The 522-nt window shown below is 69.5% G+C and carries 1 protein-coding gene; it reads left to right on the plus strand.

Annotated elements, in window-relative coordinates:
• Nucleotides 1-522: AMP-binding protein (locus AC1RQK_RS40520; RefSeq protein ID WP_492815287.1), on the plus strand; the 522-nt coding region annotated here is incomplete at both ends.

Here is a 522-nt window from a genome sequence, read left to right on the forward strand (position 1 = left end):
GGCGCAGCCGCAGGCCGTTGCCGTGACCTGTGGCGAGCAGACGCTGCGTTATGGCGAACTGCTGGCGCGTGCGGACCAGCTGGCCGCCGTGCTTCATGCACGCGGCATCGGCGCCGAGGATCGTGTGGGCATCGCCCTGCCCCGCTCGCTCGACATCATCGTCACGCTGCTGGCCGTGATGCGGGCTGGCGCGGCCTATGTGCCGTTCGACCCGGCCTATCCCAAGGACCGGCTGGCCTATCTGTTCGAGGACAGCGCGATCCGGCTGCTCGTCACCGAGCCGGCCTTGCTCGATACGCTGCCGGCGCCGGCTTCTCTGCCGGTGCTGACGCTGGACATGGTGGGCAACGGCCCGACGCTGGCCGCCGAGGTGCCGATCCATCCGTCTCAACTCGCCTACGTGATCTACACCTCCGGTTCGACCGGACGCCCCAAGGGCGTGTGTGTGTCCCACGGCCCGCTGGCCATGCACGTGGCGGCGACCATCGACGCCTACGAGATGGGCGGCCACTCGCGCGAACT

The organism is Cupriavidus sp. GW822-FHT02D05 (genome assembly GCF_058802485.1).